The sequence below is a fragment of the Frankia alni ACN14a genome, from assembly GCF_000058485.1.
Taxonomy (GTDB): Bacteria; Actinomycetota; Actinomycetes; order Frankiales; family Frankiaceae; genus Frankia; species Frankia alni.
Genome location: NC_008278.1, coordinates 6194558 through 6217810, shown reverse-complemented (window position 1 = coordinate 6217810; position 23253 = coordinate 6194558). Strand labels below are relative to the sequence as shown.

16 protein-coding genes are annotated in these 23253 nt (G+C 74.4%); 13 read left to right on the top strand and 3 right to left on the bottom strand.

The window, feature by feature from the left end; all coding sequences use genetic code 11:
• The first annotated feature begins 423 nt into the window (after nt 1–423).
• The 13 genes from dapA to FRAAL_RS24935 all read left to right on the top strand — a co-directional run bounded on the left by dapA (nt 424) and on the right by FRAAL_RS24935 (nt 15714).
• The gene (dapA, locus tag FRAAL_RS24990) at nt 424–1431 is read left to right on the top strand and encodes a 4-hydroxy-tetrahydrodipicolinate synthase (protein ID WP_011606812.1); all 1008 of its coding nucleotides are present in this window, start codon (nt 424–426) and stop codon (nt 1429–1431) included.
• Nucleotides 1428–3113, top strand: a complete 1686-nt coding sequence (locus FRAAL_RS24985) for a ribonuclease J (protein WP_011606811.1) — start codon at nt 1428–1430, stop codon at nt 3111–3113. Before dapA ends, FRAAL_RS24985 begins: the two co-directional genes overlap by 4 nt.
• A 360-nt stretch (nt 3114–3473) precedes the next feature.
• Entirely contained in the window at nt 3474–6158 is a 2685-nt protein-coding gene (locus FRAAL_RS24980) for an FtsK/SpoIIIE family DNA translocase (protein ID WP_231861341.1), read from the top strand.
• Nucleotides 6159–6262: 104 nt separating this feature from the next.
• Nucleotides 6263–7147 carry a helix-turn-helix domain-containing protein gene (locus FRAAL_RS24975; protein ID WP_041939752.1) on the top strand — a complete coding sequence of 295 codons (885 nt, stop codon included), beginning with the start codon at nt 6263–6265 and terminating at the stop codon, nt 7145–7147.
• 83 nt (nt 7148–7230) lie between these two features.
• Nucleotides 7231–8868, top strand: coding sequence for a MiaB/RimO family radical SAM methylthiotransferase (locus FRAAL_RS24970; protein ID WP_011606808.1), 1638 nt, complete (start codon nt 7231–7233; stop codon nt 8866–8868).
• Entirely contained in the window at nt 8865–9710 is an 846-nt protein-coding gene (locus FRAAL_RS24965) for a CDP-alcohol phosphatidyltransferase family protein (RefSeq protein WP_372665981.1), read from the top strand. Before FRAAL_RS24970 ends, FRAAL_RS24965 begins: the two co-directional genes overlap by 4 nt.
• On the top strand, nt 9700–11013 hold the full coding sequence (locus FRAAL_RS24960; protein ID WP_011606806.1) for a competence/damage-inducible protein A: 1314 nt from the start codon (nt 9700–9702) through the stop codon (nt 11011–11013). The genes FRAAL_RS24965 and FRAAL_RS24960 overlap by 11 nt, the downstream gene beginning before the upstream one ends.
• A 108-nt stretch (nt 11014–11121) precedes the next feature.
• On the top strand, nt 11122–11433 hold the full coding sequence (locus FRAAL_RS24955; RefSeq protein WP_009742389.1) for a helix-turn-helix domain-containing protein: 312 nt from the start codon (nt 11122–11124) through the stop codon (nt 11431–11433).
• Between the two features lie 349 nt (nt 11434–11782).
• The gene (locus tag FRAAL_RS24950) at nt 11783–12250 is read left to right on the top strand and encodes a Dps family protein (RefSeq protein ID WP_011606804.1); all 468 of its coding nucleotides are present in this window, start codon (nt 11783–11785) and stop codon (nt 12248–12250) included.
• Between the two features lie 189 nt (nt 12251–12439).
• Complete coding sequence (locus tag FRAAL_RS33320) at nt 12440–12634, top strand: hypothetical protein (protein WP_011606803.1); 195 nt, start codon at nt 12440–12442, stop codon at nt 12632–12634.
• 145 nt (nt 12635–12779) lie between these two features.
• Entirely contained in the window at nt 12780–13715 is a 936-nt protein-coding gene (locus FRAAL_RS24945) for a PspA/IM30 family protein (RefSeq protein WP_011606802.1), read from the top strand.
• A 163-nt stretch (nt 13716–13878) separates the two neighbouring features.
• A complete protein-coding gene (pspM, locus tag FRAAL_RS24940; protein ID WP_157734151.1) occupies nt 13879–14634 on the top strand; it encodes a phage shock envelope stress response protein PspM in 756 nt (251 codons plus the stop codon).
• A 516-nt stretch (nt 14635–15150) separates the two neighbouring features.
• A complete protein-coding gene (locus tag FRAAL_RS24935) occupies nt 15151–15714 on the top strand; it encodes an RNA polymerase sigma factor (RefSeq protein WP_011606798.1) in 564 nt (187 codons plus the stop codon).
• A 193-nt stretch (nt 15715–15907) separates the two neighbouring features.
• Here the strand turns inward: FRAAL_RS24935 and FRAAL_RS24930 are convergent, their stop codons facing one another.
• The 3 genes from FRAAL_RS24930 to FRAAL_RS24920 form a co-directional block, all read right to left on the bottom strand.
• The gene (locus tag FRAAL_RS24930) at nt 15908–16813 is read right to left on the bottom strand and encodes a DNA-formamidopyrimidine glycosylase family protein (RefSeq protein ID WP_011606797.1); all 906 of its coding nucleotides are present in this window, start codon (nt 16811–16813) and stop codon (nt 15908–15910) included.
• A 207-nt stretch (nt 16814–17020) separates the two neighbouring features.
• Nucleotides 17021–18442, bottom strand: coding sequence for an MFS transporter (locus FRAAL_RS24925; protein ID WP_011606796.1), 1422 nt, complete (start codon nt 18440–18442; stop codon nt 17021–17023).
• Nucleotides 18439–23190 (bottom strand): ATP-dependent helicase, encoded by a 4752-nt coding sequence (locus tag FRAAL_RS24920; RefSeq protein WP_011606795.1) that lies wholly within the window; start codon nt 23188–23190, stop codon nt 18439–18441. Before FRAAL_RS24920 ends, FRAAL_RS24925 begins: the two co-directional genes overlap by 4 nt.
• Between the last annotated feature and the right edge of the window lie 63 nt (nt 23191–23253).

The following is a 23253-nucleotide window of genomic DNA, read 5'->3' as shown; positions in this document are numbered from 1 at the left end:
GTCGGCCATGCTGGCCGGGCCGGGCCGGACGAGATCGCGACCGCCGGCGTGGCGGCCGGCTTGGGCGGCGGCTCGGCCGGGTGCAGCCCGGTCCTCCTCCGCCGCGGCGCGTCGGTGCCGGCCGCGGCGGAGGCAGGACGAGGCGTTGGGGCGCGGGTGCAGGGTGGCGGGTGTGGTGGCCCCTGTGCGTGCGGGTGATGCGGACCCGGCGGCGGCGGGCGGCCTGTCCGTCGGCGCGGGGCGGTGCGGCCGTCTGGTCTGGGTGGGCACGCCCGGCCTGGGCCGCGCCGGTCTGGCCGGGGTGGCGGGTCGGGCGGACGATGGGTCCGCGCCGGGTGCCGAACGGCGCCGGGCGCAGCAGGGATGGGTGCGGCAAGGGTGGTTGTCCGCGGGCTCGGCGGTTTCGCGCGGGCCGGAGAGATGATGTCGGAGGTGCGCTCTAGCGTGACCGGTATGTCAGTGTTGCCGCCGGCGCCGTTCGGGCGCATGATCACGGCGATGATCACGCCGTTCCAGGCGGACGGCGCTCTCGACGAGGCGGGTGCGGCGCAGCTCGCGGTCCGCCTGGTGGATGCGGGCAACGAGGCGCTCGTCGTCAACGGCACCACCGGGGAGTCGCCGACCACGACCGACGCGGAGAAGGCCCGCCTGGTGCGGGTCGTCGTCGAGGCCGTGGCCGGGCGCGCCCGCGTCGTCGCCGGCGTCGGGACCAACGACACCGCCCACACGGCGGAGCTCGCCCGGGCGGCCGAGGCCGCGGGTGCCGACGGTCTGCTCGTCGTCGCGCCCTACTACAGCAAGCCGCCGCAGGCCGGACTCGTCCTGCACTTCACCACCGTCGCCGACGCGACCGGCCTGCCCGTGATGATCTATGATATTCCCGGCCGGACGGGGGTGCCGGTGGCGACCGACACCCTGGTGCGGCTGGCCGAACACCCGCGTATCGTCGCGGTCAAGGACGCCAAGGACGACCTGGCCGCCTCCTCCTGGGTGATGGCGCGGACGGACCTGGCGTATTACTCCGGCACGGACGCGCTTACCCTGCCGCTTCTGTCCATCGGGGCCTGTGGGGTCGTCAGCGTCGTCTCGCACGTGGCCACCCCGGCGATCCGTGCCATGATCGAGGCCATTGGGGCCGGTGAGGTGGGTCGGGCGATCGCGCTGCATCAGGGCTTGCTGCCCGCGTACGAGGGAATCTTCCGAACCCAGGGGGTGATCCTGGCCAAGGCCGCGCTGCGGCTCGCCGGGCTGCCGGCTGGTCCGGTCCGGCCACCGCTGGTCGACGCCACCCCCGCCGAGGTCGCGCGGCTGCGCGCCGACCTCGCCGAGGCGACGCTGGACGTCGGTGACCCGCGCGGGCCCGGCACACGCCGGCTACCGTCCGGTCCGTCGGCCGGCTTCGCCGTCGCGGCGGCGGGTGAGGTCTCATGAGCCGCCCGCACCCCGACTACGGCCCGCCCCCGCCGCTGCGCGCGGACGGCCTGCGCATCATCCCGCTCGGTGGAGTCGGCGAGATCGGCCGCAACATGACCGTCTTCGAGCACTCCGGCCGACTGCTCATCGTCGACTGCGGCGTGCTGTTCCCCGAGGACTTCCAGCCCGGGATCGACCTGATCCTGCCGGACTTCACCGCCATCCGGGACCGGTTGGCCGACATCGACGCGCTGATCCTCACCCACGCGCACGAGGATCACATCGGCGCCGTGCCGTACCTGCTGCGGGAGCGCCGCGACATCCCGATCGTCGGCACCCGCCTCACGCTGGCGCTGCTGAACGCGAAGCTCGCCGAGCACCGGATCAAGGCGGTCACGCAGGAGATCCGCGAGGAGGAACGGCACACCTACGGGCCGTTCGAGTGCGAGTTCTTCGCGGTGAACCACTCGATCCCGGACGCGGTGGCCGTCGCCATCCGCACCGAGGCCGGCCTCGTCCTGCACACCGGCGACTTCAAGATGGACCAGCTTCCGCTCGACGGCCGGCTCACCGACCTCGGCGGCTTCGCCCGGCTCGGCCGCGAGGGCGTGGACCTGCTGCTGTCCGACTCGACCAACGCCGAGGTGCCCGGGTTCGTCGCCTCGGAGCGGGAGATCGCCCCGGTGCTCGACGGGGTGTTCCGGGACGCGACCCGCCGGATCATCATCGCCTGCTTCGCCAGCCACGTGCACCGCGTGCAACAGGTCCTCGACGCCGCCGAGGCGCACGGCCGCTCGGTCTGCTTCGTCGGCCGTTCGATGGTGCGCAACATGGGCGTCGCGCGTGATCTCGGCCTGCTGCGGGTGCCGCCGGGTCTGATCGTCGACGCCCGGGACGTGGACTCGCTGCCCGACCGCAACATCTGCCTGATCTCCACCGGGTCGCAGGGCGAGCCGCTGTCGGCGCTGTCCCGGATGGCCAACCGCGACCACCAGATCCGCATCCAGGCCGGGGACACCGTCGTGCTGGCGTCCAGCCTCATCCCCGGCAACGAGAACGCGGTCTTCCGGGTCATCAACGGCCTGACCCGCTACGGCGCGAAGGTCGTCCACAAGGGCGTCGCCAAGGTGCACACCTCCGGCCACGCCCCCGCGGGTGAGCTGCTCTACGTCCTCAACGCCACCAGGCCGTCCAACGTCATGCCGGTGCACGGCGAGTGGCGTCACCTGCGGGCGCACGCGAAGCTCGCCGAGGCCACCGGCGTGCCGGCGGACCACGTGGTGCTTGCCGAGGACGGCATGGTCATCGACCTGATCGACGGCCGGGCGCGCATCACCGGCGCGGTGCCCTGCGGCTACGTCTACGTCGACGGCGCCGCGGTCGGCGACGTCGGCGAGCCGAGCCTGAAGGACCGCCGGATCCTCGGCGAGGAGGGGTTCATCACGATCACCGTCGTGGTGGACGCCGCCGCCGGCAAGGTCGTGGTCGGCCCCGACCTGTCCGCCCGCGGCTTCACCGACTCGCCCGCCACCTTCGACTCGGTGGCCCGGCTCGTCAGCGACGGGCTGGCGGACGCGATGCGCGGCGGGATGAACGACACTTCCGCCCTGCAGCAGCTCGTGCGGCGAACGGTCGGCCGCTGGGTCAACGAGCACTACCGCCGTCGGCCGATGATCGTTCCGGTGGTCCTGGAGGTCTGAGCCGGCGGGGTGGCCCGTCCTCGCCTGCCCGTGCGGGTGGTTGTGCCCAGCACGGCGCGCCCGGTTCGTCGGGGTTGCAGGGACTCGGCCACCTGGCTGTGTACCGTTTCGACGGTGGCCACACGTACCAGCGGCGCGCGTACGCGTGTGCAGACGGGGACGGCCACGTCCCCGCCGGGGGGCGATGGGCGTCGGACAGCAACGCGCGGTGGCGCGGGCGGCAGGAGCCGCCCGGCCGCCGGCGGTAAGGCCCGCGCGCCCGCGGGCGGCCGTGCGGCGCGGCCCGGGGGATCCACCCGGTCCGCGCCCGCCGGCCGGGCGAAGGCGCAGGACCGCCAGCGCCGCCCGCCGCTGACCCTGATGGTCGGCCGGGCCGTCGTCCGGACCGTCTACCAGGTCTGGATGACGGCGGCGACGCTGCTCGGCACCCTGCTGCGTCGAACCGGGCGGGGCGCACGCGACCTGCGCATCGATCCCGCCCACCGGCGCGACGGGCTGGGGCTCGCGGCCTTCGGCGGGGCGATCCTGGCCGCCGTCGCGGTCTGGTTCTCCGCGGGCGGGCCCGTCGGATCCTTCGTCGCCGCCGTCCTGGAGTTGTTCGTCGGCGCCGGGGCGTGGGCGCTGCCCCTGTTCGGTCTGGGGGCCGCCTGGCGGCTCGTGCGTGCGCCCAGCGACCCCGACAGCCGCGGTCGGGTGGTGATCGGCTGGGCCGCGCTCGGGGTCGGCCTGCTCGGCGTCGTGCACATCGCCCGCGGGCTGCCCGACTTCTCCGACGGCATCGGGCGGGTCCGGGGGGCCGGCGGCCTCGTCGGCCTGCTCGGCGGTCTGCCGCTCGCGAGCGCTGTGACGCCGTTCGTCGCCGTCCCGTTGCTGCTGCTGATCGCGGCCTTCGGCCTGCTGGTGATCACGGCGACGCCGATCCGGCAGGTGCCCGAGCGGCTCGCCGAGCTCGTGGAGCGGCTCACCGCCGGGGTGCGCGATCCCGCGGCGCGCCTCGACGACGGCTATGACTCCGACTACGACGACGAGCTCGACGATGCGGCGCTCGCCGACGATCTGCTCGACGAGGACGCCGCCGGTGGAACCCGGCCGGCCCGGGGCCGTCGCCGCGGCCGGGCGGGCGCCGCGCCCCCCGGAGCGGATGGCGCGGACGTGGACGGCACGGACCTGGGCGGCGCGGGCCTGTCCGATCCGGGGCCCCACGAGGTGTTCGACATCGAGGCTGCCGGGCAGGGCGGGGGCCGGTCCCGGCGTCGCTCCCGGCGGGGTGTCGCCGCGGACGCCGAGGCTGCCGACGCCGCGTCCGCGGCCGGCGACCTCGGCCTCGACCTGTTCGGGGAGCTCGCCGGCCCCGAGGCCGACACCGGTTATGCCGGCGAGCCCGACGACGAGGACCTGGCGGCCGGTGCGGCCGCTGCGGCCGCTGCGGCGGCGCGGCCGGCGGCGGCCGCGGCCCGACGCGGGCGGACCCGGGCGGCGAAGGTGACCGGCGGCGCCGCGGACACGGCGACCGGCGTGCCCGGGCCGGGGTCCCCGAGCGCCCCGGACGAGATCGAGCACCTGGTCCCGCCGACCGACGGCGACTACACGCTGCCCTCGCCGACGCTGCTGCGTTCCGGTACGCCGCCGAAGGTCCGGTCCGCGGCGACCGACGGCGTGATCGCCTCGTTGACCGATGTCTTCGGCCAGTTCAAGGTCGATGCCCGGGTCACCGGTTTCACCCGGGGTCCGACGGTGACCCGGTACGAGGTCGAGCTCGGTGCCGCGGTGAAGGTCGAGCGGATCACGCAGCTTGCGAAGAACATCGCGTACGCCGTGAAGAGCCCGGACGTGCGGATCATCAGCCCGATCCCGGGTAAGAGCGCGGTCGGCGTCGAGATCCCCAACACCGACCGGGAACTGGTCTCGCTCGGCGACGTGCTGCGCAGCGGTGAGGCGCTGGCGAACTCCCATCCGCTGGTCGTCGGCCTCGGCAAGGACATCGAGGGCGGCTACGTGCTGGCGAACCTGGCGAAGATGCCGCACATCCTCATCGCCGGGGCGACCGGCGCCGGCAAGTCCACGTGCATCAACACGCTGATCACCTCGGTGCTGGCGCGGGCGACGCCGGACCAGGTCCGGATGGTCCTCGTCGACCCCAAGCGGGTCGAGCTGACGAACTACCAGGGCATCCCGCACCTGATCACGCCGATCATCACGAACCCGAAGAAGGCGGCCGACGCGCTGCAGTGGGTCGTCAAGGAGATGGAGAACCGCTACGAGGATCTCGCCGCCTGCGGGGTGCGCCATGTCGACGACTTCAACCGCAAGGTCCGCAAAGGTGAGATCGTCGCTCCGCCCGGCTCCGAGCGGGTGTACACGCCGTATCCGTACATCCTGACCATCGTCGACGAGCTCGCCGACCTGATGATGGTCGCCCCGCGCGACGTCGAGGACGCGATCTGCCGGATCACCGCGATGGCCCGCGCGGTCGGCATCCACCTGGTGCTCGCGACCCAGCGGCCGTCGGTGGACGTGGTGACCGGTCTGATCAAGGCCAACGTGCCGTCCCGGCTCGCGTTCGCGACGGCGTCGCTGGCCGACAGCCGCACGATTCTCGACCAGGCCGGCGCCGAGAAGCTGGTCGGTCTGGGCGACGCGCTGTTTCTTCCGATGGGCGCGGGCAAACCGGCCCGTATCCAGGGCGCGTTCGTCTCCGAGGACGAGATCGCAGCGATCGTCGACCACACGAAGGAACAGGCGCCGCCGGCGTTCCGGGAGGACGTGTTCGACGGGGGCGGCGAGGCGAAGAAGGAGATCGACGAGGAGATCGGCGACGATCTGGCGCTGTTCCTGCAGGCCGTCGAGCTCGTGGTGAGTACCCAGTTCGGCTCCACGTCGATGTTGCAGCGCAAGCTGCGCGTCGGGTTCGCCAAGGCGGGCCGGCTGATGGACCTGATGGAGAGCCGGGGCATCGTCGGGGCCAGCGAGGGCTCGAAGGCCCGCGACGTGCTGGTCATGCCCGACGAGCTGGAAGGCCTGCTCACGACCCTGCGTAGCGGCTAGGAAGTGCCGGTGGCCGGGTCTGCGCTGTCGAGGCCGGGTGACGGACCGTAAACTGAGCCGGTGCCTCCACGGTAGGCAGAAACTCACGCTTGCGGAGGTCGCTCATGCAATCCGTGGACGATCCGCAGCCGGTCAGTGCCGGCTCGCTGCTCGCCGCGGCCCGCCGCGAGCGCAACCTGACGATCGACGAGGTCAGTGAGCGCACTCGGGTGCGGGCAAGCCTGATCGACCAGATCGAACGGGACGACTACTCCCGCTGCGGCGGCACGGTCTACGCCCGCGGCCACCTGCGCAGCATCGCCACCAGCCTCGGTCTCGACCCCGGCCCCGTCCTGGACGCCTACGACGCCTCCCACGAGGTGTTGACCGGGCCGGTGCTCGGCGTCCCGCCCGGCGAGTTCGACCCGCTGCGAGGCGGGTCCCGGCGCCGGCACGGTGGGTTCCGTTGGGGCGCCGCGATGATCGTGTCGTTGGCCGCGGTGTGCCTGATCGCCGTCATCGCCCTGCTGATACCCGGTTCCGGGTCGTCCGGCTCCTCCGGGTCCACCCGGCAGGGCGACGCCGCCGCACCCCCGCCGACCGCGCCGGCACCGATCGCGGCGCCGAGCAACGCACCCGCCGCCGCACCCAGCACCACCCCCCCGGCGGGGGTGAACGTCGTGCTGGCGGCGCGCGACGCGCAGAGCTGGCTGGAGGTGCGTGACGACGACCGGCACGTGCTGCTCGCGCAGCTGCTGCACTCCGGCGACAGCCGCACCGTCACGGCGCCGGGGGCGCTGAGCATCAGGATGGGTAATGCGGGCGCGGTCGACGTGTCGTGCAACGGCAGGAGCCTCGGCCCCTCCGGCGGCGATGGTCAGGTGGTGACGATCCGGGTCAGCGTGGCCGCCTCCGGCGAGTGCGAGGTCGGGGATGCCGGCCGCAGCCCCCTCGCCGCGGGCCCGGCGCCGTCCGCGCTCGCCACGGCGCCTGCCGCGCCCGTCGACTGATCGCGACCGGCGGACGCCCTGCGCGAGTCGGCCATGTCGGGCTGGTGCGGCGCCGGGTGCCACCGCCCCGGTAGCCTGACCTGGTGTCCACTCACGTCCCGCGCCGGGTAGCTCTCGTCACGCTCGGTTGTTCCCGGAACGAGGTGGATTCGGAGGAACTCGCCGGCCGGCTCGCCGCCCAGGGGTGGGAACTGGTCGCCGACGCCGCCGACGCCGACGCCGTGCTGGTCAACACCTGCGGATTCGTCGACGCGGCGAAGAAGGACTCCATCGACGCCCTGCTGGCCGCGGACGACCTGCGGGCCGGCGACGGCGAACCGGCCGGGGCGGGCCCGCGTGCGGTGGTCGCCGTCGGCTGCCTCGCGGAGCGCTACGGCAACGAGCTGGCGGCGAGCCTGCCCGAGGCCGACGCGGTGCTGGGCTTCGACGCCTACCCGAGCATCGGCGAGCATCTCGACGCGGTCCTCGGCGGCGCCACGGTGCCCGCCCACACCCCGCGGGACCGGCGCACCCTGTTGCCGATCACCCCGGTGGAACGGGGCGCGTCGGCGAACGTCGCCGTGCACGTTCCCGGGCACGCCAGGGGTGTTGCGGGTGGGAGTGCAGCGGGTAGCCCGGGCCGGCGCCGGTTGACGGCGGGGCCGGTCGCCGCCCTGAAGATCTCCAGCGGCTGCGACCGGCGGTGCGCGTTCTGCGCGATCCCGTCGTTCCGCGGCTCGCACGTGTCCCGTCCCGCCGACGACGTCCTCGCCGAGGCGGAGTGGCTGGCCGGCGAGGGTGCGCGCGAGCTGGTGCTGGTCAGCGAGAACTCGACCTCCTACGGCAAGGATCTCGGTGACCTGCGGGCGCTGGAGAAGCTGCTGCCGCAGCTTGCCGCCGTGCCGGGCATCGTGCGGGTGCGGACGGTCTACCTGCAGCCGGCGGAGTTGCGCCCGTCGCTGCTCGAGGTGCTGCTGACCACGCCGGGTCTCGCCCCCTACCTCGACCTGTCGTTCCAGCACGCGAGCCCGGCGGTGCTGCGCCGGATGCGTCGGTTCGGCGGCTCCGAGCACTTCCTCGACCTGCTCGACCGCGGTCGCGGCCTGCTGCCCGGCCTCGGCGCCCGGTCGAACGTCATCGTCGGTTTTCCCGGGGAGACCGAAGCGGACGTCGACATCCTGGCGGAGTTCCTCGAGGCCGCCGAGCTCGACGCGGTCGGCGTGTTCGGCTATTCGGACGAGGAGGGCACCGAGGCGGTCTCCCTGCCAGGCAAGATCGCCGAGGAGGAGATCGAGCGGCGCCGGGTGCAGATCACCGATCTCGTCGAACAGCTCACCGCCACCCGGGCGCAGGAGCGGATCGGCAGCCGGGTCCAGGTCCTCGTCGAGGAGATCACCGACGGGATCGCCGCCGGGTGTGCCGGCCACCAGCAGCCCGATGCCGACGGCTCCTGCCTGGTCCGCCTGCCCGGCCCCGCCGGTGCCGCGGCCGGCCCGCCCGCCGGGGGCCCGTCCGGCACCGGCCAGCCCGGTCTGCCCGGCCAGCCCGGCCAGCCTGGTGTCGAGGTGGGGGACCTGATCGAGGCCCGGGTCGTCGCGACCGAGGGGGTCGACCTGGTCGCCGAGTTCACCGCGGTGCTCGACCGGGCCCGTCCCTCGGCCGGGCGGGGCGAGGCCGCGCCGTCGGCGACCGGGGCGCGGGCGACGGTCCTGGTGGGCCGGCCCCGCGCGGATGGGACGTGACGGCGTCCGGAGCCGACGCCCCGGGCGGAGCCGATGCCCTGGGCGGAGCCGATGCCCTGGGCGGAGCCGATGCCCTGCGCGGCGTCGGCGGCCGGCGGCCGTCGCCGGCCGGTCAGCCCACCCGCGAGCTGCCACCCGTCGACCTCTCCTCGGCCCCGCCCGAACCAGGCGCCGTCGATCGCGGTGGTCCCCTGGCCGCCGCGAACGGGGCGGACCCGCGTCCGAGCGTGTCCGTACTCAACGTCGCCAACCTGCTGACGATCATCCGGCTGATCCTCGTGCCGGTCTTCGTGCTGGTGTTGTTCGCCGGTCCCGACGACGACGGCTGGCGCTACGCGGCCTTCGTCGCCTACGCCGTCGCCGCGATCACCGACCAGGTCGACGGGTCCATCGCCCGCCACTGGCACCTTGTCACCGACTTCGGCATCCTCGTCGACCCGATCGCCGACAAGGCGCTGACCGGCGCCGCGCTGATCTCGCTGTCCGTCCTCGGGGAGCTGCCGTGGCCGGTGACGGCGGTGATCCTGCTGCGCGAGGTCGGGGTCACGCTGCTGCGGCTGTGGGTGATCCGCTTCGGGGTGATCGCCGCGAGCCGCGGGGGCAAGGCGAAGACACTGCTGCTGAACGTGGCGATCGGGCTCTATGTGCTGCCCCTGGCGGGGGTCGCCGCGACCAGCCGGGCGGTGATCCTCGCCGCGGGCGTGGTCGTCGCCGTCGCCACCGGGATCGACTACGTCTACCGGGCGCTCGCGCTGCGGCGCCAGACCGCGCGCGACGCGGCCGGCGAGCCCGCGGCCGGGACGGGCATCACCGACGACGAGGGGCTGACGGATGCGCGCTGAACTGCTGGCGGTGGGGGACGAGCTCCTCTACGGCGACATCGTCAACGGCAACGCCGCGTGGCTCGGCCGGCAGCTCGCCGACGTCGGGGTGACGATCGAGACCTCCACGGTCGTCGGCGACGACGTCGACGTGATCGCCACGGCGATCCGGGTGGCGCTGGAGCGCGCCGACGCCGTCGTGATGACCGGAGGTCTCGGGCCGACCCAGGACGACCTGACTCGCGAGGGCATCGCCGCGGCGGCCGGTGTCGAGCTGCGCCGCGACGACTTCCTGGAGGCCGAGCTGCGCCGGCGGTTCCGGGCGATGGGCCGACGCGAGGTCCGCGACGTCCCGGTGATGAACTACCGGCAGGCGGACCTGCCCGTGGGTGCGCAGCCGCTGCCCAACGGGCCGGGCACCGCACCGGGCATCCGGATGGAGATCGGTGCGGGCGTCGTGTACGCCATGCCGGGCGTCCCCTTCGAGATGAACGACATGTTCACCGCGAGTGTCCTGCCCGACATCCTGCGCCGCGCAGGCCAGCCGGCGGTGGTCGTGCACCGGGTGCTGCGCACGGCCGGGATGTGGGAGTCGGCGGTCGCCGAGGCGCTCGCGGCCGAGGTCGACCGGTTGGCACCGATCGGCAACCCGCGGATCGCGTTCCTGGCCAGCGGCGGCCAGACCCGGGTTCGCATCACCGCCCGGGCGCGGGACCGGGCCGAGGCGGAGACGTTGATCGCCCCGGTGGAGGCCGCGGCGCGCGCGGCGCTCGGCGCCGGGGTCTACGGCGGCGAGGAGGACTCGCTGGAGAGCGTCGTGCTGGGGCTGCTGCGCGCGCGGTCGGCGACGCTCGCCGTCGCCGAGTCCATCACCGGCGGGCTGCTCGCCGGCCGGCTGACCGACGTGCCCGGGTCGAGTGTGGTGTTCCGCGGCGGCGTCGTGTCCTATGCGACCGACGTCAAGGCGTCGGCGCTCGGGGTCGATCAGGCCCTGCTCGCCGCCGAGGGGGCGGTGTCGGCCAACACCGCCGCGGCGATGGCGGCCGGGGTGCGGGTGCGCCTCGGTGCCGACTACGGGCTGGCCACCACGGGTGTCGCCGGTCCGGGTGAGCTGGAGGGCAAGCCGGCGGGAACGGTGCACCTGGGTCTCGCCGGCCCGGACGGGACGATCACCCGCTCGCTCCGCCTGCCCGGTGACCGCGAGCGGGTGCGCGCCTTCGCCGCCGTGACCGCTCTGGACCTGGCGCGGCGTACCCTGGCAGGACTGCCGGGCAGCGACATCGCCGCCTTCGTCGACGACGCCACCGGCGGATCGCGGGAGTAATCGCCGGACCCGAGGTGCTTACACAGTTACAGTCCCATCAACGAGGGCCCGAGGGCCACGGTGGTGGGTATACGGTGAACGCATCCCGCGGACGAAGGAGGAGGCTCGATGGTCCTGCTCCGACGCATGATCGGCGAGGCGTTGCGCCGCCGCCGTCAAGATCAGCACCGCACGCTCCGGGAGGTGTCCTCGGCGGCCAGGGTGTCGCTGGGCTACCTCTCCGAGGTGGAGCGTGGGCAGAAGGAGGCCAGCTCCGAGCTGCTCGCAGCCATCTGCGAGGCGTTGGGAGTCCGGCTCGCGGACCTGCTGCGTGAGGTCAGCGAGGATCTGGAGCTCGCCGAGCTGGCGGTCGGTGCGGGCGTCGGTGGAGCCACGGTCGTGGTGCCGGCCCGCCCGACGGTCGTGGATCGGGCTGCCTGAGCCTCGTCGGTCGGCGTTCGCCCGACGGCCGCAGGCTCCGTTCCGAGCTGATCGTCGTCCCGAGTTGATCTCTGTGTGTCGCGTCCCGCCGCTGACTGTCAGCGGTCGGTGCGGGACAGGTCACCGCTCGGCACCTGGGCACCTGGGCACCTCGGCACCTCGGCACCTCCCGCGTGGTGGCGGACGGGTCGGGCCCCGGTCGGGCTTCGTCGAACGGGCTTGGGTGACAATCGGCTTGGGTGACAGCGGGCTACGGTGACGGAGCGGGACGGTAGCGGAGGTTCCGCGTACGGATCTCCTTGCGGGGCACGCCAGGGAACGCAAACGGCTCCGACCCGAGAGGACGAGCATGAGTGCGATCCGTAGCCCACTGTCCGACGAGGCCCGTTCCGTCACCGGCGAGGCATTGCAGGGCGCGTTGGTCGATCTGATCGATCTGTCCCTGTTCGCGAAGCAGTTGCACTGGAACGTCATCGGCCGGAACTTCCGCAGCGTGCATCGCCAGCTCGACGAGGTCGTGGAGCTGAGCCGTCGCTTCGCGGACGCCGTCGCCGAGCGGGCCGTGGCCATCGGGGTCAACCCGGACGGCCAGTCGTCGACGATCGCCCGCGGCACCCACCTGCACGGAGTCGAGGTCGGTTACCTCGCCGACGAGAAGGTGGTCCGGCTCATCACCGACGTGCTCGCCGAGGTCATCACCCGGACGCGCACCCGAATGGACGCCACCGAGCAGCCCGACCCGGTCACCCAGGATCTGATCATCGACGTCGTGCGCGAGCTGGAGGAACAGCACTGGATGTTCCAGGCGATGGTCTGAGCCCGGTCCGCATCCGGGGCCGCCGCCCACAGGGCCGCCGCCGGGGTACCCGCCCGAATGGGCGACTCCGGTGGCGGCGTGCGGGTCGGTCTGCCACTCTCCCCGGGTAGTTCTCGCGGTGCAGCTTGCGTTCGTCGTCGTCCACCCGGGCCTGGCTCCCGGGCCTGGCCTGCAGGGAGAGAAGATCAGGTGAGCACCGCCTCGCAACCCGAGGAGGATGACGCGGCCCCGGCACACCTGCCGATCCAGGTCTGCAAGGCCTGTAACGGCCTGGGCGAGCAACTGGTCGTCTTCGCCACGGCGCGCGGCGGCTTCGTGCCGGCCTGCCGGTCGTGCCTGGTCTGCCGGGGACGAGGTCGTACTCCGCTGTGCCCGCCCGTGTGACGTGGGCCCGCCCGTGTGACGTGGGCCCGCCCGTGTGACGTGGGCCCTCAGGTCTGCCGGCAGGCCTTCCCGTCTGACGGAAGGACGACGCGTTTGGTGTGCCGGCCGGGTCACCAGTGGGCCGAGGTCGTGCGACGATCGTGGTATGGCGAATGTCGTCCGCAAGATTGCCCGGTATCTGTCCGCGTCGGCGAACCGCAAGTTCGACGAGCGGGCCGACCCGCGGGTGCAGATCGACCAGGCCATCGAGGAGGCGCGCCGCCAACACGAGGCGCTCGTGCAGCAGGCCGCGCTCGTCGTGGGAAATCAGCGTCAACTGGAGATGCGGCTGGCCCGGCAGGCCGAGGAGGTCGCCGGCCTGACCGAGTCGGCCCGCTCCTCGCTGCTGCTGGCCGACAACGCGCGAGCCTCGGGTGATCCGGTCTCCGCGGCCGGCTACGAGGAAACCGCGCAGGCGTTCGCCAGCCAGCTCGTCTCCGCGGAGACCTCGCTGGAAGACCTGAAGAACCTGCATCGCCAGGCGGCGGCGTCGGCGGCCCAGGCCCGCACCGCCGTCGAGGACAACACGGCGCGGATGCAGCGCCACCTGGCGGAGCGGGCCAGGCTGCTGACCCAGATCGAGCACGCCGCCATGCAGGAGCAGATGACCCAGGCGATGGAGGGCATGTCGACGCTGGCCCCGGCCGGCGACACCCCGACGCTCGCCGAGATCCGCGACAAGGTCGAGCACCGCTACGCGGTGGCGCTCGGCCGCCACGAGCTCGCCTCGCAGGGGATGGAGGCGCGGATGGTCGAGGTCCGCCGCGCCACCATGGATGCTCGGGCCCTGTCCCGGCTGGCCGAGCTGCGCGGTGATCTCGGCGGCGGGGGCGGCCCAGGTGCGGCCCTGGGCAGCGGGACACCGAACGCCCTCGGCGCCGGCGCCGGTGGCGACCCGCAGCGGGCGTCGCTGACGAAGGGGCAGTCCGACGGCGAGCCGTACCGGGCGCCCGATGCCGCCGGCCGGAGCGCGCCGCCGCCCGCCGCGGGCGGCCAGGGTGCCGGCGGCCCCGCGGCCGCGCCGGGCGGTCCGGCGGCGTGAAGCACGTGGGGAGCCGACGGTGACGGACTGGTCGACGCGCGACGGCCGGGCCGCTTCCCCCGGCTCCTCCCGCGTCTCCGGCACCCCCGGTCCTTCCGGTCCTTCCGGTCCCAAGAGCCGGGCGTGGGATCGCGTTCAGGCGTTTCTCGACGGGCGGTCCAGCGTGGCGCGTGCGACCGCGGACGCCGCAGCCGCCGTCGTGCCCTCCCTGCCGGCCTGGGTCGGCGCCGATGTCGAGCGACGGTCGCTGGTGCGGGCCGAGCGCCGGGCCGGGCGCGGGCTGCGCTGGGCTCGGCGCCGGGAGGCGGCCGCCGTGTCGATCTGGACCGGGGTCGCCGCGCTGACGCCTGTGGCCGCCGTGGTCGACGACTCCTGGGGCTGGCTGGTGGCCGGCGGGGCCGCCCTCGCCCGGGCGGCCCTCGCCGGACGCGAGCTCGCGCTGCTGCGACGGGCCGACGGCGGGCTCCCGTTGCCGCGCACCCCCGCGCCGAGTCCGTGGGAGCTGCGCCGGTCCGCGGCCGCCGAGCCACTGCGCCGCGGGGAGGCGGGGCTGGCCGCGCTCATGGCGATGACCCGCTCCCTCGGCCCGGGCGCGGCCCGATCGCTGCTGCAGACGGCGGCGGCCGGAGCGGCGGATCTGGTCGACGGCCTGCGCGTCGGGGCGGCCCGGGTCGTCGCCTGCGAGGCGGCTACTCGGGCAGTCTCCGATTCCGGGCGGCGGGCCGAACTCGCCCGGACCACCGAGGCCCTGGTGGCGTCGATGACGACGTCGGTCGCGGTCTTCGACGACCTGCTCGCCGCGGCCGGAGAGGCGGTCGGTACCGTGTCGTCGTCGGCACCCGGCCTGATCAGGCTGCGCGAGGACACCGAGACGCTGCGGGGATACGCGGCCGCCCTGCGGGATCTCGCGGGCGTCTAGCCGTCCGGTTTGCCGCGGCCCCGCCGCGTGCGGCGAGAGCACCCATGCTCGGGCCGGTACGAACTGCGAGGCTCCGACCACGTGTCGTCTATTCGACTGGGTAGCACCTTCGGGTCGTAGATCGCCACGTTTACAGCCGGTTCACTGAATACGGTGCGTGACGAATGGCAATTAGGCATACCGTCCGTTGGGCTAGAGAACGCCATTCTCCTGGGTTTCTTGGCATTTTGCCACCGTTTGGTGGTGTTGCTCCGGCAACGGAGCGTCGGTTCCGGGTCCGTGGAGCGTACGGTGCGTGCATGTTGGGCGGCCGTCCCGCGTGTACGGAGAAGTCGGGACTGGCTTGCCCAGGAGTGGATGTGTAATGTCCGGCTTGTCCAAAGTCCGCTGCTTGGCACTCAGCGGACATAGAAGACCAAGGCGCATCGCGGTTCTGCCGGTGCTGGCGCGCACCGGGCCGGCCGTGATCGCGCTGGGGGGTGGCGCGGTCCGAGCAAGTCAGAGGTGGACTGAACCGTGACATGCCCTGCCGGGGAGTTCCCCCCGGTTGATTCCGCAACCGCGACGGCAACTGCAACATCCCTGGCCGAGCTGGACCGGCCCTACAGCGAGCAGCGATGGTCGCTGATGCTGCCCCACCGGGAGCGGCTGATCCACATCGCCCGCCGTCGGCTGCCGAGCAAGGCAGACGCGGAGGACTGCGTGCACGAGGCGTTCATCCGTGCGGCAGGCTTCCGGGACCTCGACGCGAGCCGCGTCGGTCAGTTCCTGACGACGACGGTGCTGCGCCTGTGCGTCGACCACCACCGGGCCCGTCAGCGCGCGGAGCGGGCGGTCGTCCGCGGGTACCTGCAGCCGTGGGAACCGGCGCCGGACGACGCCGTCTGCGACCGGGCGGAGGCCCGCTGGCTGCTGGCCCGGGCCGGTTCGCTGCGCGGTCGCGAGCGCCAGGTGATCATGGCGCGGGCGGCCGGGATGAGCACGCGGGAGGCGGCGGCGGACCTGGAGATCAGCCTCAAGGCGGCCGAGGGTGCGTTCACCCGCGGCCGGGCGCGACTGATCTCCTTCTCGCGGAACTGACGGTCTCGCCAGGATTCGGCGTGCACCATGCACCTCCGGCACCACCATGCTCTTCCAGCACCACCACGCTCTTCCAGCACCACCACGCTCTTCCAGCACCACCACGCACCTCTGGCGCACTACCAGGCACTTATCCGGTACCACCAGGCAGCATCCGGTTCTACCGGCCGTCACCAGGCACTTTCGGGCACCATCAGGCACCACCTTCCCCGGCATCAGGCCGGCGGACGCGGCCGGAGCGCGCCTCGGCGCCTCGGTTCGCACGTCCGCGACGGGCGACGGCTCCCGCGGGAGCCGCCGGTCCGGCCTGGCACCGGGGGCACCAGGTGGTGCGCCGGCTCTCCTCGTCGATCCGGCCGGGTAGCCGGCCCTGGTCGGCTGTGAGTATCCGGCTTCCGCACCGCCGGCAGGGCCGCCCGGCCCGGCCGTAGACCCAGTGCTCCTCCCCGGGTCGCGTAGACCCGGTCGTCACCTGATGCCCGCCGTGGGCGCCGGTCCTGATCATCGCTTGGGCTCGTCGGACGAGCCCCGGTAGATCGGGTACGTCGCCCACGGGCGTCCAGGGGGAGACCCCGGCGACGAAGCAGGCCTCGGTCCGCCAGATGTTGCCCAGGCCGGCGATGATCCGCTGGTCGAGCAGCGCGGCACCGATCTGCCGTTGCGGCACTGCCCGCAGCGCCGCCACCACGACGTCCAGATCCCAGTCCGGGCCGAGCACGTCCGGGCCGAGATGGCCGACGGCGTCCTGCTCGCGGCTCGTCGCCAGCAGCTCGACGATCGCCAGCCGGTACCCGACCGCGACCTGCTCCGCGGTGGTGAGCACGACCCGGATCTGCCAGGCCGGACCGCCCGACCAGGGCACCCCCGGACGGTAGAGGTGCCACGAGCCCTCCATCCGAAAATGGGTGTGCAGGCTCAACCCGCCGTCGAACCTGGTCAGCAGGTGCTTGCCGCGCGCCGCCACCCCGATGATCCGCTGGCCGGACAGGTCGGCCGTGGCCAGGTGTGGCACCCGGAAGTCGCTGCTCAGCAGCCGCGCGCCGGCGAGCGCGGCGTCCATCCGCCGGGCCACCCGCCACACGGTGTCGCCCTCGGGCATCCCCGCATCCTCCCTGCATCCTCCGGGCCGACGCGCCCGGTGCCTGCGCCGTCGGCCTTGCTCGTCGGCCTTGCTCGTCGGCCTTGCGTCGTCCGCCTTCCGACCTCCGTCATGCGCTCTCTGCCATCCGTCGTCCACCTTCCGTCGTTCGACTCCTTGCGTCACCTGTCGCTGTGGTCCCGGTCCCGGTCCCGGGAACGGGACCGGTCACGGCCGGGGTGCGCGTGCCGGGCTGGGCGAGCGGTGTCGCGGTAGCCGCCGGGCGACCACGATCGCGCCGAACAACCCGACGCCGACCGTGAGGCCGAAGGCGACCGCGAGCCCGGTGTCCGGCGCGCCGGTCCTCGCCTGGCTCGCCGCGACCGCCACCCCGCTCAGCCCGGCGCCGAACGCAGTGCCCAGGTTGTCGCTGAGGGCCACCGCGGTGCTGGCCATCCCGTGCCGGTCGGGCGGCGTCTCGCCGAGGACCAGCGTGACGACGGTCGAGTACGACAGGCCGATGCCGATCCCGGCGACTCCCCAGCAGGCGATCGGGACGGCCAGCGGCACGCTCGCGGGCAGCAGCACGGAGGCGAACCCGCCCGTGCCGAGGGCGACCAGGCCGAGTCCTGCCCCGATGAGCTCCCGGTACGACCGGCGCTCGGCGAGTCGGGCCTGCGTCCAGGAGCCCGCCGTCCAGCAGAGCGTCGCCGTCGACACCGCGAGTCCCGCCGTCGTCGTCGACGCGTGCCGCACCGCGGTGATCGACAGGGGCACGAAGGTGTCCGCCCCGAAGAAGGCCCAGGTCAGTAGGCCTCGGGCGGCCACGGCGGCAGGGACGCCGGGACGCAGGCGCAGGGTACCGGCCGGCAGCAGCCGGCGCAGTGGGCCGAGACCGCAGGCGATGCCGGCGGCGATCAGTGGCAGGCCGGACGGCGAGCGGTTCGTCAGCCCGGCCAGGACGAGGCCGGCGCCGCCGCTGATCCGCACCGCCGCGACGATCGGGATCCGGACGTGCCCACCGGCCGGTCGCCCCGGCAGCGCGCGCAGCGCCCGGACGGGGATGCCCCCCGCGGCGACGGTCAGCGGCAGCAGTCCGCCGAAGACCCAGCGCCAACCGGCGTGGGCGGCGATCAGGCCGGCCAGCGCCGGCCCGCCGAGGCCCGGCACCACCCAGGCGGTGGAGAGCATCGCGAACACCCGGGGTCGCAGCTCGGCGGGGTAGACGCGGCCGATCGTGGCGTAGGCGATCGCCGGGATCGACCCGCCGCCGAGGCCCTGCAGCCCCCGGCCGACGACGAGCAGGCCCATCGTCGGCGCCAGCGCGGCGAGCAGCAGCCCGGCGCAGAAGAACAGCAGCCCGACCGCGAACGGGCGGGCCGGCCCGGTCCGGTCGGCGCCGGCACCGGCCAGCACGATGCCGACCGTCGTGCCGAGGAAGAACGCGCTGGTCGCCCAGCCGTACAGGCCGAGGCCGTCGAGATCGGCGGCGACGTCCGGCAGCACCGTGACCACGGCGAGGGCCTCGAACGCGACCAGCGTGATGATCGTGACGAGACCGACGGTCAGCGCCCTGACCCGGTGGTCCCACAGGGATCGCACCGCCGGCCCGCGCCCGCCCTCCTCGCGGGCGCCGATCTGGTTGGTCAAGCCCGCAGCCGCAGGCCACGCGGCGTCGGATGGAAGCCGGCGCGTTCGAGGGCCGCGCCGAGGCCACTCGCGGCGATCGGCTCCCCGTCGGCCTTCTCCACGGTCAGCCGGCCGAGTGAGCCGTCCACGACGGCGCGGGCCAGGGCTTCCACGGCGGTCCCGGTGAGGCGCTCGTCCGCCGTCCACGACAGCAGGGACCGTCCGCCACGCTCCACGTAGAGGACCAGTTCGCCGTCGACGAGGACGACCAGGGCTCCCGCCTTCCGGCCAGGCCGGTGCCCGGCCGCCGTGTCCGCTCCCGGTCCCGGCCGCTCCGGCCACGGCAGTGCGGCACCGAAGGGGTTGGCCGGATCGGTGGCGGCGAGAACTACCGCCGCGGGGCCGCCGCCGGCCCGACCCGTCGCGGATCCGGGCCGGCGGGGATCCGCTCGCGCCCACAGGCCCCCGTTCTCCGCCGAGGTGCCGGGGGCGGACCCGATCGCAGGCGGTGCCCAGGACGGGACCTGGGCCGCGTCACGCTGCGCCGCGGCGATCGCCCGGAGCCGATCGACCGCGCCGGGCACGGCGAACTGGGCGGCGCCCAGTGACTCGACGAAGTAGCCGCGCCGGGCCCGGCCCGCGTCCTCGAACGCGCTGAGCACCCGGTAGACCGCGGCGAAACCGCCGGGCGGCCGCTCGCTGGTCACCGCCCCCCGGGTGACGATGCCGTGCCGGTCGAGCAGTGCCTCCGCGAGCGCGTGGCCACGGCGGGTGGGGTCCTCGTCGCGTTCGGGAAGCAGCGACCACCGGCCGGCCGCGGTGGGGGGACCGGTCCGCCGCGGCAGCGTCGGCCGACCGTAGCGGGACTGCCGCGGCCGCGGGGGGCGCCGCCGCGCCGCGCCCGCGGCGGTACCGCCGGTGGCACCCAGGGCCACGCGCAGCGGTGCGAGGGTGTCGTTGGTGATCAGGCCTGCCCAGACGAGATCCCACAGGGCCGCGGTCAGGGCGGTGTCGTCGAGCGCGCCGACCCGGTCCGACAGGGCCCGGAAGAACAGCGCCGCGCCGTCCGCGAGGGCGTCGAGGATCGCCGCGTGCGGCTGCCCGGCGGCGGCGTCGAGGTCGGCCGCGGGCAGCAGGAGGGCGGCGGCGTCGGCGGTGACCAGGGTCAGCCAGCCGTCGCCGCCGGGTAGACCGCCGGCGCCTGCCCAGTGGACCTCGCCGGCGGAGCACAGCTCGTCCAGCATCGCCGGGGAGTAGTCGGTGACCCGGGCCGGCAGGACGAGCTGCTCCCAGGCACTCGCCGGGATCAGGGCGCCCTGGAGCTGCTCGACGGCCCGCAGCACGCCGTCGACCCCCCGGCCCCGACCGCTGGTCACCTCCTGCCAGGCGGGCAGGAAGGCGCCGAGTGCCCGGGTCGGCACGGCCTCGACCTCGCGGCGCAGCGCGGCGAGGCTGCGCCGGCGCAGCGCGCGCAGCACCCCGCCGTCGCACCACTGCAGGCCCGTGCGCTCGGGATGTAGCTCGCCGCGCACCAGCCGGCCCTCGGCGGCCATGGTCTCGAGTACCCCGACGACGACCGCCGTGCCCAGCCCCAGGCGCCGCGCGGGCTCCTCGGCGTCGAACGGCCCGTGGGTGCGGGCGTAGCGGGAGATGAGATCGCCCAGCGGGTCGCGCACCGGCTGGGTGAACGCCTCGGGCACTCCCACCGGCAGGGGAACGCCGAGGGCGTCGCGCAGCCGGCCCGCGTCCTCGACGGGCACCCAGCGTTCCTCCCCGGCGATGCGCACGCGCAGGATCCGGCGATCGTGCTCCAGCTCGGCGAGCCAGGCCGGGGTGGCCCCCCGGGCGAGGGCCTCCGCCGTGGTCAGGTCGCCGACGATGCGCAGCAGGTCGGCGACCCCCTCGGCGTCGCGGGCGCGCCGCTCGGGAGCGAGCCGGGTGAGCTCGGCGGTCACCTGGGCCAGCGCGGCGGGATCGATCAGCTCCCGTAGGTCGGCCTCGCCGAGCAGCTCGGCGAGCAGCGAGCTGTCCAGCGACAGCACCTGGGCGCGGCGTTCGGCCAGCGGCGCGTCGCCGTCGTACAGGAACGCGGCGACGTAGCCGAACAGCAGCGACGAGGCGAACGGCGACGGGGACGCCGTCTCCACCTCGACCACCCGCAGCGATCGGGCTGCCACCTCGCGCATGAGCCCGACCAACGCCGGGGTGTCGAACACGTCCTGCAGGCATTCCCGCATCGTCTCCAGCACGATCGGGAAGTCGCTGAACGTGGCGGCGACGGTGAGCAGCTGGGCGCTGCGCTGGCGCTGTTGCCACAGCGGGGTCCGCCGGCCGGGGGTGCGCCGCGGCAGCAGCAGGGCCCGCCCGGCGCACTCGCGGAACCGGCTGGCGAACAGGGCGCTGCCGCCGATCTCCGCCCGCACGATCGCGTCGATCTCGTCCGGCTCGAACAGGGCGAGATCTGCGCCCGGCACCTCCGCCGCGTCCGGGATCCGGGCGACGATGCCGTCGTCGGTGTGCATGATCTGTACCTCGGTGCCGTACCGCTCCCGCAGCCGCGCCCCGAGCGCCAGGGCCCAGGGGGCGTTGACCGGGGCGCCGAACGGCGAGTGCACCGCGAGGCGCCAGTCGCCGATCTCGTCCCGGAACCGCTCGACGACGATCGTCCGGTCGTCCCCCAGATGCCCGACGGCGGCCCGCTGCTCGTCGAGGTAGCGCAGCAGGTTCGCGGCGGCCCAGTCGTCGAGCCCGGCGGCCCGCATCCGCTCGGCCGCCGCCGGCGCCGGCAGCCGGCCGACCTCGCGCAGGAAGGCCCCGAGCGCGCGGCCGAGCTCGGCGGGCCGACCGGGGGCGTCGCCGTGCCAGAAGGGCAGCCGGCCGGGGCGGCCCGGCGCCGGGGTGACCAGCACCCGGTCCGCGGTGATCTCCTCGATCCGCCAGCTCGACGAGCCGAGCAGCACGACATCGCCGACCCGCGACTCGTAGACCATCTCCTCGTCGAGCTCCCCGACCCGGCTGGCCTTCTCCCCGATCAGGAACACGCCGAACATGCCCCGGTCGGGGATCGTTCCGCCGCTGGTCACCGCAAGCCGCTGCGCGCCGGGCCGGCCGTGCAGGATGCCGGTGGCCCGGTCCCAGGTGATGCGGGGGCGCAGCTCGGCGAAGGCGTCGGAGGGGTAGCGCCCGGCGAGCATGTCGAGCACGGCCTCCAGAACCGACCCCGGCAGGGACGCGAAGGACGCCGCCCGCCGGACCAGCACGCCGAGATCGGCGACGGACCAGTCGTCCATCGCCGTCATCGCCACGATCTGCTGGGCGAGCACGTCGAGCGGGTTGCGTGGAGCATGGACCTCCTCGATCGCCCCCGCCCGCATCCGCTCGGCGACGACGGCACTCTCGAGCAGGTCCCCGCGATGCTGCGGCAGGACGACGCCGAGGCTCGTGGCGTCGACCTGGTGACCGGCGCGCCCGACGCGCTGCATGCCGGCGGCCACGCTCGGCGGTGAGCCGATCTGGACGACGAGGTCGACCGCGCCCATGTCGATGCCCAGCTCCAGGCTGGAGGTCGCCACGACCGCCGGCAGCCGCCCGGCCTTGAGATCCTCCTCGATGAGCAGCCGCTGCTCGCGGCTGACGCTGCCGTGGTGGGCCCGCGCGACCTCCGGCCACCCGGCGGCGGTGCCGCCGCCCTGGCCGGCCGCGCCCATCATCGCGGCCGGGGCCAGGCGCGCCGGGGGTGCGCCGGCGCCGTCGGAACTGGCCGCGGCCGGGCTCGACTCCGGCCCGTCGGCAGCGGCCGCGGCCTCGACCAGCCGGTCGGCGTAGAGCTCGTTCAGCCGTGCGCACAGCCGCTCGGCGAGCCGCCGCGAGTTGGCGAACACGATCGTCGACGAGTGCGCCAGCACCAGGTCGAGCACGCGCTCCTCGACCGCCGGCCAGATCGACGCCCGGGGCGGGGCGGCCGCGGCGGAGCCGTCCGCCGGCGCGTCGACGAGCGGCTCGCCCAGCCGGGTCATGTCCTCCACGGGGACCACGACCTCGATCTCGAGGGTCTTCGCCGCCGGCGGCCGGACCACCTCCACCGGGGCCGCCCCACCGAGGAAGCGCGCGACCTCCTCGACCGGGCGCACCGTGGCCGACAGGCCGATCCGCTGTGCCGGCCGGTCCAGCAGCGCGTCGAGGCGCTCCAGACTGAGGGCCAGGTGGGCGCCGCGCTTGGTGCCGGCCACCGCGTGCACCTCGTCGACGATCACCGTGCCGACTCCGCGCAGCGCCTCGCGGGCCGCGCTGGTCAGCATGAGGAACAGCGACTCCGGCGTGGTGATCAGGATGTCGGGCGGACGGGTCCCGAAGCCGCGCCGCTGGGCGGCCGGGGTGTCGCCCGAACGAACCCCCACGGTGATGTCGGGCTGGGGCAGGCCGAGGCGCTGCGCGGCACCCCGGATCCCCGCCAGCGGGGCGCGCAGGTTGCGTTCCACATCGATGCCGAGCGCCTTGAGCGGGCTGATGTAGAGCACCCGGCACCGGCGCGTCGGCTCTGGCGGCGGCTGCGACCGGGCCAGCGTGTCCAGGGACCACAGGAACGCGGCGAGGGTCTTTCCGGAGCCCGTGGGGGCGACGACCAGCGCGTTGCCGCCCCCACGGATCGCCTCCCACGCACCGTGCTGGGCGGGCGTCGGGGCGGCGAAGGCCGCGCCGAACCAGCTCCGCGTCGGCGCGGAGAACGGCGCGAGCGGATCCGGCTGATCGGTGGGGCTGCGACTGGGCACGTCGTCCAGTCTGCGACGCGGCACCGACAGATTCCGGCGGCCGCGGTCCGTCGGGCTCGGGAG